This window comes from Ekhidna sp. ABH4_415, assembly GCF_056161305.1.
The window spans coordinates 80,609-91,327 of sequence record NZ_JBSWYW010000011.1 but is presented as its reverse complement, the minus strand read 5'-3'; the positions used below and the strand labels follow the sequence as shown (position 1 = coordinate 91,327).

Annotated in this window: 9 protein-coding genes; all 9 read left to right on the top strand. The window is 38.0% G+C overall.

Features of this window, described 5'->3' with window-relative positions; genetic code table 11:
• The first annotated feature begins 148 nt into the window (after positions 1 to 148).
• The 9 genes from ACXAH9_RS16945 to ACXAH9_RS16905 all read left to right on the top strand — a co-directional run bounded on the left by ACXAH9_RS16945 (position 149) and on the right by ACXAH9_RS16905 (position 10,534).
• Positions 149 to 724: a hypothetical protein gene (locus tag ACXAH9_RS16945; protein ID WP_474896037.1), complete on the top strand. Its 576-nt coding sequence runs from the start codon at positions 149 to 151 to the stop codon at positions 722 to 724.
• Between the two features lie 124 nt (positions 725 to 848).
• Positions 849 to 1,700 carry a hypothetical protein gene (locus ACXAH9_RS16940; RefSeq protein WP_474896036.1) on the top strand — a complete coding sequence of 284 codons (852 nt, stop codon included), beginning with the start codon at positions 849 to 851 and terminating at the stop codon, positions 1,698 to 1,700.
• Positions 1,701 to 1,954: 254 nt separating this feature from the next.
• A complete protein-coding gene (locus tag ACXAH9_RS16935) occupies positions 1,955 to 3,118 on the top strand; it encodes a hypothetical protein (protein WP_474896035.1) in 1,164 nt (387 codons plus the stop codon).
• 251 nt (positions 3,119 to 3,369) lie between these two features.
• Positions 3,370 to 3,924, top strand: a complete 555-nt coding sequence (locus tag ACXAH9_RS16930) for a hypothetical protein (RefSeq protein WP_474896034.1) — start codon at positions 3,370 to 3,372, stop codon at positions 3,922 to 3,924.
• Between the two features lie 268 nt (positions 3,925 to 4,192).
• The gene (locus ACXAH9_RS16925) at positions 4,193 to 4,906 is read left to right on the top strand and encodes a YARHG domain-containing protein (RefSeq protein ID WP_474896033.1); all 714 of its coding nucleotides are present in this window, start codon (positions 4,193 to 4,195) and stop codon (positions 4,904 to 4,906) included.
• A 263-nt stretch (positions 4,907 to 5,169) separates the two neighbouring features.
• Positions 5,170 to 5,649, top strand: coding sequence for a CREC-EF hand family protein (locus ACXAH9_RS16920; protein ID WP_474896032.1), 480 nt, complete (start codon positions 5,170 to 5,172; stop codon positions 5,647 to 5,649).
• A gap of 1,011 nt (positions 5,650 to 6,660) precedes the next feature.
• Positions 6,661 to 7,257 (top strand): DUF6624 domain-containing protein, encoded by a 597-nt coding sequence (locus tag ACXAH9_RS16915; RefSeq protein ID WP_474896031.1) that lies wholly within the window; start codon positions 6,661 to 6,663, stop codon positions 7,255 to 7,257.
• A 251-nt stretch (positions 7,258 to 7,508) separates the two neighbouring features.
• Entirely contained in the window at positions 7,509 to 8,876 is a 1,368-nt protein-coding gene (locus tag ACXAH9_RS16910) for a TlpA family protein disulfide reductase (RefSeq protein WP_474896030.1), read from the top strand.
• 140 nt (positions 8,877 to 9,016) lie between these two features.
• Complete coding sequence (locus ACXAH9_RS16905) at positions 9,017 to 10,534, top strand: ExbD/TolR family protein (RefSeq protein WP_474896029.1); 1,518 nt, start codon at positions 9,017 to 9,019, stop codon at positions 10,532 to 10,534.
• Positions 10,535 to 10,719: the final 185 nt, after the last annotated feature.

Here is a 10,719-nt window from a genome sequence, read left to right as displayed (position 1 = left end):
GATTTTTGCTTCTTTTCATCTAAGGAAAAGAAGAGGAAAAGACTGTCGGCAGATTTCACTAATTTCATCACTTTAAATAAAAGGTAAAGCCCCATGCTTTATCTAGGCGTTAGTATCAATTTATCATCGCAAAATGTTAATGTATCAAATGAAAAAAATTTTCTTCCTACTATTACTTATACTTCCGACAATCACTTTTTCGCAAAAAAAATATAAGGAAGGATACTACTCTGATAAAGAAATGAGTAAAATCGCGGGGCTAATAAAACTACGAAGAGCTTCCTTCTCCGTTTTTGGTGAAAAACCAACGTCCATTAAGTTTAAAAAATCTGGACAAAAGACATTGAAACTAGGCTTAGATGATATGAATTATTTCGTGATTGAGCAAGATAGCTTTACAGTCATATCAAATTTTAAGATCAACTCTATTAACGGTGATTATGAACAAGATTTTGTGAAAGTTATTGAAGTAGGAAAGATAAATTTATACATGCATTACAGTGCAAGTTCAGATGGTCAGACAAAATATTTATGGAACAGATACGTTATCAACAAAAGCGGGAGCAATGAAAATTTTGGAGTATATGATTGGGTTGAACATAAACAACATTTACTGAATCTCATTGGGGATAATTCCGAATTGGTTAGCTATTTAAAAAGTCTATCTAAAAAGGAATGGATATCCAAAATACCCGACATTGTCCGTAAATACAATAGTAACTGATACTAACAAATACTAAAATGAATATGCGAACTGAGCCCTTTAAAAAGTTAATGTGAATCAGATACTTCGATGGTACTAGCAACTGGAGCGCATACTCATTTTAGTTGGGCGTTATAGCCAATTCATGAACAAGAGGTACATTTTCCTAGCCACTATCGCACTCCTAACTTCCTGCTCTGTCAAGAACGAAAAGAAGATGAATCAACCAGAAACGACAGCTGATTCAACTGAACTTGTAGAACAAACTAAGACTCAGCCAACTGAACAACCTAAAACATCAAAGGAGGATGCAATAATTGATTCTCTGTGTAACGAACAAATCGACGGTCCTGCAAACGTTCGATATTCCCCGAATGGCAAATTAATGTTCGAACTCTTTGACGGAGTGTCAGTAGAAACAAGTCCAATAGAAAATGATTGGTTGATGGTTAGTACTTATATTCAATTGGACTCAACTGAACTCCAGAACAGAATCGTTTTACCAAATACGAAACTGAGAAACATGGAAGGTGAAGTGATAGGTAACTCCTTTGATACTTTAAGATTCACATCCTATGATAAACTTGGTGGTTCTATTTGGGGATATACATATAAAAACAACATTGAACCGAACTGCACACCCGAGGCACAACTGAACTCACTAATTATTGAAAACAAACTGAGCTTTGAAGATCAAAAGGAATATCGCGAGGTTTTTGGTTTTACTCCTTTCAATAATAATTCAGCTGAAGGAGTTAGCGAGTATATAATTTACCAGAGCACTTTGGTTGATCCTTCACCAAGAGATCGTATCTCACTAATGTATCACAATGACAAACTCTTTGCCTTTGTTCATTCAAGAGACTTTGATTTTTACAACCTTCAATCTGGTGAGCTAATTAGAGGACATAAAATTGTATTTTTAACTGACAAAAATCCGATGTTAGCAGAAGAAATTGTTGAAAAACGACTCTATCTCTACAATCATTCCGACTGAATAAAAGGCTATAACATGCGCTAGCGATGCAGATGTCAGACTGCTACTAGCGACTATCGCAGGAACTTACCGCTCCCCTTACCTTCTGGTTTTCTCATCACTTTGCTGAACGTCTCAGCTTCTGGCGAATGTCCTGTGTAACGCAGCACTTCGTAGATAGCGTTGTGCGTGTGGTTCAGGTTCGCTAGTTTTATCAGAAATTGCTCAGTTCGGGACATCCGCCCGCTAGCTGATCGTTAGGTTTAATTACCGCCATGCACAAAGTCTATCTGAACCTCATACTAATTCTAAGTATTTGTTGTCTCTCGAATTGCCAGAACAGGGAAATTGTTGAGAAGATTGAAGGAGTCTGGATATTCGACTATCGCATCAACAACTTATACCTTGATGACACTACCAATTTCTTCAAACAGCAGTCACCAACAATTGTGGATTTTAAAAGAAACGGGGATGTCTTGATTAAAAATTTTGGATATCGGGACACAACTATGAACTGGAAATTGAATTCCGATACTCTTATTCAACTAGGTGACTTAGAATATAGACTTCATAGCATTACTGCGGACAGCTTATCAATTATGGATTATAATCCAGTTGACACATTCTGGATTATCTACAAACGGCCTCAACCAACCACAATTGGTTTAACTGAATCCGATATAAAAAACATCTTGGTGCAAAACCACTGGTCTAGTACGAAACAAGATAGAAAATGGGATAAGAATATTCAGTATTTCAACAATAACACCCAATTGTTTAGGTATAGGGTAGAAGATCTTCACCTCGGTGACTCAACAGATAACCTTCAAATTGAGAATTTCGGAGTTGGAAAGTATCAAAACTATTACTTCCTATACAACTACATAGATTGGGAAACAGGTAATGGAAATTTTGAATCCATAAATCAGCTGCTGAACATCGAACCTACTCAGTTCTCAGTTATCGAATTTGGAAATGGAATACCCAACCAGGTGACCTACAAATTCAAAAGTTTTGATTCTAGTGCATATGATGAAGCTAAATCAAACCTGGTTGGCAGATGGAACAGCATAAATTCTGATCAAAAAAGTTATGGTGATTTCCTTCCAACAGGTGCCATTGAAAGTGGAAGGGTAGAACTGTTCAATGGTATTTTAACTTTTGATTTAAGAGCTGATGGAACTGGTCAAATTTTGTTGAACGATGAAGATCATGCAACAATTAGATGGATTTTAACTAAAGACCAAAAAGGTCTCATTTTTGAACATGATATAGACGAGCCAGACCAACAAGGAATCTATGTTGAACCTATGAACATTCTCGACATGGGAGAACAAACCATAAAAGTAAGATTGCAACAGCCAACTTATTATTTAGGAGGGGATAAGCCGAACAGCTACAGAATGAACATAATACAAGATTTTGTTAAGCAAGAATAAACTAAACCTAACAGGCACTAGCGCGAATATGCCTGTGTGCTTTCTGCTAGTTTCTGTGCAATTCGACCGCTTCACCGCCCATTCTGTTACTTTTATTTCCCTTCCCTCCTTTTGTCTTTCTGGATTTAGACTTCATGACGCAGCTCTTTGTAGTTGACGTTGCAGGGGTTGGGCAGTTTCGCTAGTTTAGTGCTCTTTACAACTAGTGGGCATACTCTCGCTAGTTTGACGTTAGAGACCATAATCACTGCATGAAATCTTGGAGAGTAGTACTAACAGGAAGATTTAGAAGAATGCTGATCTTCTATTTAGGCTTGGGGTCGCTTGTAATTGGATACTTAATTGCGACTGGAGGATCAAGAAGAATGGATACGACCGACTGGGAACCAGGAACGAGCCTAGTAGTTTTTCTGTCCTTATTTCCAATTTGGGCACCTGTTTTATTTGTTACTATGTCAAGGTTGTTAAAAACTAAGATTCCGAAAGGCATTGATATTGACTCCAATAATAGAATCGTCAGAATCATCTACTCAAAAAGAAAGATTGAAGAACTAAGTTTCGATCAACTTGGCTACTCTAAAGTAGACTCATTTGGGAGCTATATCTGTCTAACTTTTTATAAGACATTTTTGGGAACTAGAGGTCAACTCGTAACTAAGAAAATAACTGATCTAATTGGTCTCAAGTGGACACTATCATGGAAAAAGCATCAGGTGTTTGAAATAATCTCTGAACTAGAGAATAACGATATACTTGAATTGCAAGCCGAAAATTCAGAGTTGCCACTCTGGGAACGACTTGTTTAAGAAATAACTACTAATACAGTCTCTAACAGTTGCTAGCACGAATGCGCCTAAGCATCTTTCTGCATACTTCATCTGATCTTCACCGCTCCGCTACCCATTCTGAAAGTATCATCCCTCCTAGCAACTGGCTTGCCTCTGGATTTAATCTTTCTAATTGCAGTGTTTCATAGCTACCGTTGTAGGTGTTGGGTAGCTGCGCTATATTAGTGTCTTACTGCCATGCTCGGGGCGCACTCCCGCTAGCGTGGCGTTATATGCCATTGGTGCAATGAGAAACTTACTTGCTTTACTTCTAATCACCGCAACTTCTTCGGTTTTTGGACAATACCTCGGGTACTCTCCAATTAACGATTCTGACGTCAGTCGATGGATTCCTAAACTCGAAGCTGAATACTACGGAACTTACCACTTCGGTGACTCTGAAGCTGAATCAACTTTAATATTATTTCATTCAGGAACTGAGATAGTTGCCCAAATTAAGAGCGGAACATGGAACTCTGATGCAACGGACTGGATTTGGCTTTTTGATAACTTGTCCAACGTTAACATTGATAAGAACGGACAATTTACATCTGACCAATATAAAGGTGAGTTTGTCTTCTACACAGGAAATAATGAACGTCAGAAGTGCTTGAAAATATATGACTCATGGAGTGGAGCAACTCAAAACAAAGGTGAATACGAACTCGGCACGAAACTCAATTCAACTGCTTATTCGATGTATTCAGGTAAATATGCTTTTGCCTCAACTCGAGAACTTGACCCAACTGAACTTCAAAAAATGTCCTCTGACGAACTTCAACTCATGCGAAATGAGATTTTTGCTCGCTACGGTTATAAGTTCAAAGAAGGTGGCAAAATGGATGAATACTTCAAAAAGCAAACATGGTATAGGCCTCAACATTCCAACGTGAACGACTTCCTAACTGAACTTGAAAAGCGTAACCTTGAACTCATACGGACAGAAGAACAACGACCGTAACAGGCATATAACAGTTGCTAGCACGAATGCGCCAACTGCCACTTTATAGACTTCAGTTCGAACTTCACCATGAAATCTGCCGCTGAGAAAGGTTGATGCTTTCTACTTGGCTTATTTCGCAGGATTTTTCTCTTTCTGGACGCAGTGCCATTCTGATACTTTGTGAGCATCGGCAGATTCATTAGTTTTATCGGAACTTGCTAAGCTCAGGGCGCACTCCTGCTAGCTAAGCGTTGGCATCTATTGGCAGAACCGCAGAACTCATGAGACGAACATTACTTTTCGTGGCAACATTGATTGCATCGACAACCCTCTCGAAAGCTCAAGAAGCAACTGATGCCAAAGAGTGGCTGATAACAACTGTAAAAGAGTTCTTTGATCAAGACTCTCGTCAACATTTTCGAGACATAACTACCGAACAATATGCTGAATACAAGCAAGACGCTCTTTGTGTTGTTTACGACTGTGATAACTCCTTAACTGAGGAACAATTCGAAAAGAAATGGAGTAACACTTACGACATCTCCTATGCTGGATTTGGTGAATCCTTCTTAACTGGCCAACAGGATTGGGGTAACATAATTATGTCAAAGTGCGAACTGACTTCCGAACCTGAACGAGGAACCTACATTTTTGATACAGTTGTTGAAGATACTATGTTCGAACAGACTTACTCAATTGAAGTAATTGTCAAGCAAACTGCTGACGGATTCAAAATTGATGACGTCATGAAACAGAACTAAACAGATGCCAACAGACGATATTGCGCATGGCCTTACTTAGCTATCTGCCAAGAGTCTGCTAAACATCCCGCTTATCTGCCGCCAAGAAAACAGATGTGCTTTCTACCCTCTCCTACTCGTGGGAGTTTTTAATCTGCATAGCGCAGTGCCGGTCTGATACTTTGAATGCACCGGCAGATAAGCTACTTTTAGTGTAATAAATTTAGCTCGGAGGCCACAGCGCCATATCTGAGCGTTAGAAGCCATTGCACGAGAATAGAAAAATGATACTTGTTAACAGAAGTCCCTTAGCTCTTTTCTTCTTAGTCGTTCTCGCCCCAATTTTAGGATACCTGCTAACTTCTTACCTAGATTTCGAACTTGTTAATTGGTATGGAATTTCTTTGATTCTTTGGGTACGATGGATTTGGGAACTTAACCATGCTAACAATAAAGAACTTGAAGACAAGGATCAATTTGATCTAAAGCTAACCAACATTGCATATGGGTTTATGACTCTCTTTTATGTCTTAATTTCAACTAAGTTGATACTTACCTATGATTATGCAACCTCTGAACTCGAATGGATCGAAGGGGGCCTCATAATATTTCATTCACTATGCGGCTTTTACATTCTCTGGATAACTTCTAGAACCTCTCAACTAACTCTAGAACATAGAGAACCAACATCTTCCGAAGTAATAAGTCACATAATTAATTTGGCCTTTTACCCTTTAGGAATCTGGACAATTCATAAACCAATTTATGACAAAAGACAGGCTTCTAACATTCGCTAGCACGAATGCGCCAACTGCCACTTTACAGACTTTAGTGCAAACTTTACCATGAATCAGCCGCTGAGAAATGGCAGTGCTTTCTACTGGGCGCATCTCGCAGGAGTTTTCATCTTTCTGAACGCAGTGCATTCTGGATACTTTGTGAGCACCGGCAGATTCATTAGTTTTATCGGAACTTGCTAAGCTCGGGGCGCACTCCTGCTAGCTAGGCGTTAGCCATCATTCTCACTGCCACATGAAAAGACTCCTCGCTATACTAATTTTTGCCTCAGCTTGTTCAAACCAAGCAAGTGACCTTTTGAGCAACTATGAGCCTGATCCTGAACTTTTAGCAAGAATCGATCATGAAATAGAATCAATTACTAACTCGGCTGAACTTCAAGAGTACTTGGAAAACATTGGACAACTCGATCAGCAATATCGCAATGAAGAAACAACCATTCTCCAGCGGTTTGGGCATGACTCTAAAGAACATCAGGAAATCTGGAAGAAAATAAACAAAACAGATGCTGAAAACTATTTTAGAGTTGAGGCAGTTCTAAAAGAATTCGGATATCCTATTATAGATAGTGTTGGAAAAGAAGCCGCAACAACACCATGGATTGTAATCCATCATTCACCATTATATGATCATCGAACCAAGCATTTTGGAATGCTCTACAAAGCATATTTGGACGGGAATCTTGACGATAGCGCTTTTGACCTGTTTATGGATAGAATGTATCGTATGAAGTTCAATGAAAGGTTTGACATGCCAAGTCCCTATCGAATGGAACAAAAAATCGACACTCTAATAAAAGTCTTAGAACTGGAGGAACTAATCGATGGCTAACATTCGATATAGCGCATGGCCATACTTAGCCATCTGCTAGGAGCCTGCAAAACATCCCGCTTATCTGCCGCAGGGAAAGTGAAATGCTTTCTACCCTCTTCTGCTCGTTGGAGTTTTATATCTGTATGACGCAGTGCCACTTTGATACTTTGAATGCACCGGCAGATAAGCTACTTTTATCGCAGTTAAAAAAGCTTGGAGGCCACAGCGCCATATCTAGGCGTTGTGGCTCATATCTTCAAACCGAAATAATGAAAATCAAAACTCTAATATTGACCCTCACACTTGGTTTCCTTTTTGCGTGCGAGTCGGAGAACTTATTTACAGTTAATGTGTCGGTAAAAAATAGTGGAATTGATAGCCTTTATGTTGTCGAATCAATAACTGAAAAGATTATACTCAGAGTGCCATTGGATACCGATTCTGGTAAAGAGTTGAATGGTGAAATAGATTATCCGACTACAGGTAGCATACAAACGAAAGACGGTAAAGAAAGCTATTTGACTGTATTATATCCGAGCAAAGCCTTAAACATTACCATCCTTAATGATTCAACTATTAGTACAGGTAATCTGGGCGACTCACTTCTCAACTACTTATGGAAGAGTAATAATGAGTTTATCGCACAGAACGCTGAATTTATATTTACTTCCGGTAACCCAGATTCAATTGTAGCTCTTTTTAAAAATTTTGAGACTCTCAGAAAAACACAAATAGAAAATCTCTCAGCAAATCTTGCTTCCGAAGAAAAAGAAGTTTTGCTATATCAGAATAGTGCAAGAATTCACTCATTCTTATTTTATTTCGGACGATTGGACATGAACTTTCCGCCAAATCATAATTTCTTTTCCTTTATAAATGAGATCGACAATAATACTAAATGGGTCAAGACGCTTCCTCAAAATGTTCTATATAAACATGAAATCAATTATTTATTAATGAATGATTCTATTGAAAGTAATCAAGACTTTTTAGATTATATCGCAAGCCAAACTGAAAATGAAGATATTAGCGATTTTTTGAAAGCAACTTATTTAGCCGAAATAATCGGAAGTCCATCTTATTGGGCTAAGCATGAAAAGCATCTGAATTCTGAAGTTCTTGAAGAGATTATCGAAAGTGAAAAATCTAATAATTATTGTAATCGCATCTACAAATCTTCTAATTCTTTCTTTTCTTCTCAAAAAGGTGTTGAAGCTTATAATTTCGAAGCAAAAAACATAGATGGATCAAAAATAAAATTGTCAAATTTAAAGGGAAAAGTTGTGTTTATTGATTCTTGGGCTAGTTGGTGTGGTCCTTGTATCGCACATAGACCAAAGGTTTTGGAACTTGCAAATAAATATGCAGACAACCCAAAAGTAGAAATCTTAAGAATCTCAGTAGATGCGGATCGAGATGACTGGATGAGATACTTAACTAAAAAAGATCAACTTAATATTAAGGGGGATTTGATAATCGAGAATGGAATGAACACACAATTTGGAGAACGCTATAACATCGATATGATCCCAAAGTACATACTAATCGATGCTAATGGGCTTATAGTAAATTCAAAGATCACAGAGCCTTCTTTAGCAGTAGAGGAAATGATTGAATACGAACTTAGTAAAATGTAACAAGCCACAACAGACACTAAAATGAATATGCGAAATGAGATCTTTGATATAACAATGCGAAACGGAAACTTCTGCGCCTCTAGCCACTGGGGCGCATACTCATTTTAGTTGGACGTTACCAGCAATTCTCTTCATGACTAATGACACTCACCAAAGGATTCTTAAAACCACAGCTTGAATTCAGTCGAACCAACTTGATCGGTGGTTTGCTCCTTTGGACACTATCGACTTACATTTTTTACGCTTTCTTCCAACTTTTTCGGGAAGCATTCCGATTTTTCTCAAGCGAACATGGGGATAGAGTTTTATTAGTATTAACTCCAACTGAGAATTATATCTATAATCTCTTTTATGCAGCAATTGCATCCTCATTGGGCTATTCGATTGCATTAAGATTTATACTTCAAAACTCCATTAAGGCTTCCAACTGGCGAACTCTATCATTGGCAAGACGAACCTTAAATAGTGAAGGGTTTTGGACCTGGTCATTTCTTCTTTGGTTTGGTAAACTCGGTGGTACGCTTGGAATATGGTACCTAATTTTTGCAATGCAATACGACCTTGATTTTATTGCAGAATTCCCATCATTGTTGATACTTCTCCCGATTGTCCTTTTTTATTCTAGTTGGCCAAGCTTCATCAGAGTAATCCGGAATAATAAAACCAAATGGTTTTTAAGTCTTTCCTTGATTTTTGTTCTGATGAGTTTCGGTTTTGCTTTCAAGAATTTCACAGACTACAAGAAGAATAACAAAAATATTCTTAGTCACTCCATTGAACATGTTTTTGATTTGAGAAAACCTAGAAGTCAAAGCCATGAGAGAACTTATCGCAGATCACTCGTAATCGACATTTATATTGTGAGAGATACTCTTGAAATTGGCCAAGCGGCAATTTTCATTGAAGATATTGAGAACAGAATCTATCTTCCTGATATTGAAAGAGCAGTAGATCTTGAAAAAGAAAAGGTCTCATCATGGGAACAAGATAGGCTAACAGCTAACCTGCATATTGATGAACGAATCCCATTAAAGCATATCATCCTTATTTTAGATGAATTTAGAAAAACAGGACTAAGGAAAGTCCAATATTCAACCGGTAGAAAGTACTCGCGTTACCCTCCTGAATATCCACCATTCAAATACTCAGGAATTCAAAAGACGTTATCACCTAAGTACTATCCTGAATTTAAGAGTTTCTTAGACTCTGCCGAACAAGTGGATTTGTCTGGTAAGAGATTAAAACTTACCGAATCTCCAATGTATCGCAACTTCTATTTGAAATACTACAACCGAATAGAAATCAACGTGAGTCCTGACATTATAACTCTCAACAATCAGAGAATTGATACTGTTGACTTAGAACAGATTGTTTACGGTTTCATTAAGAAATACTCTCCTAATTATGTGATTGTTCTTAACTCAAATGACAACATAACTTATGGTCGGTATATTCAAATTCTGGATATTCTTTGGACTCAAGTAGATCGATTAAGAAATGAAATGTCCTATGAACTTTATGATCAACCATTTGATCACTGGTACTGGGAACGTGAACGCGATACAATCAGACTACAATATCCAAGAAATATTCTGGAGTGGTCAACTGAAGAACAACGCTTAAACGAGTTGATAAAAAAAGCTGGTAACAAGCGGTAAAAATGCATGTGGCTTCTGCCTACCTGCCACTTTCAGTGTAACTAAACCGCGATTTCTATCTTTTGGAGAGGTCAGTGCTTTCTACCTTTCTTACTGCCACTCAGAAAAATGCTTGTGGAACGTGCGGTATCTGAACCGTTGTGAGTTGGAGCCAGAATCGCTACTTTAGTGCCATTAACAAAGCT

Excerpts from the sequence above, each read along its gene's own strand:
- ACXAH9_RS16935 (WP_474896035.1), top strand. The coding sequence starts at position 1,955 with ATGCACAAAGTCTATCTGAACCTCATACTAATTCTAAGTATTTGTTGT.
- ACXAH9_RS16915 (WP_474896031.1), top strand. The coding sequence starts at position 6,661 with ATGAAAAGACTCCTCGCTATACTAATTTTTGCCTCAGCTTGTTCAAAC.
- ACXAH9_RS16905 (WP_474896029.1), top strand. The coding sequence starts at position 9,017 with ATGACACTCACCAAAGGATTCTTAAAACCACAGCTTGAATTCAGTCGA.
- ACXAH9_RS16925 (WP_474896033.1), top strand. The coding sequence starts at position 4,193 with ATGAGAAACTTACTTGCTTTACTTCTAATCACCGCAACTTCTTCGGTT.
- ACXAH9_RS16940 (WP_474896036.1), top strand. The coding sequence starts at position 849 with ATGAACAAGAGGTACATTTTCCTAGCCACTATCGCACTCCTAACTTCC.
- ACXAH9_RS16920 (WP_474896032.1), top strand. The coding sequence starts at position 5,170 with ATGAGACGAACATTACTTTTCGTGGCAACATTGATTGCATCGACAACC.
- ACXAH9_RS16945 (WP_474896037.1), top strand. The coding sequence starts at position 149 with ATGAAAAAAATTTTCTTCCTACTATTACTTATACTTCCGACAATCACT.
- ACXAH9_RS16930 (WP_474896034.1), top strand. The coding sequence starts at position 3,370 with ATGAAATCTTGGAGAGTAGTACTAACAGGAAGATTTAGAAGAATGCTG.
- ACXAH9_RS16910 (WP_474896030.1), top strand. The coding sequence starts at position 7,509 with ATGAAAATCAAAACTCTAATATTGACCCTCACACTTGGTTTCCTTTTT.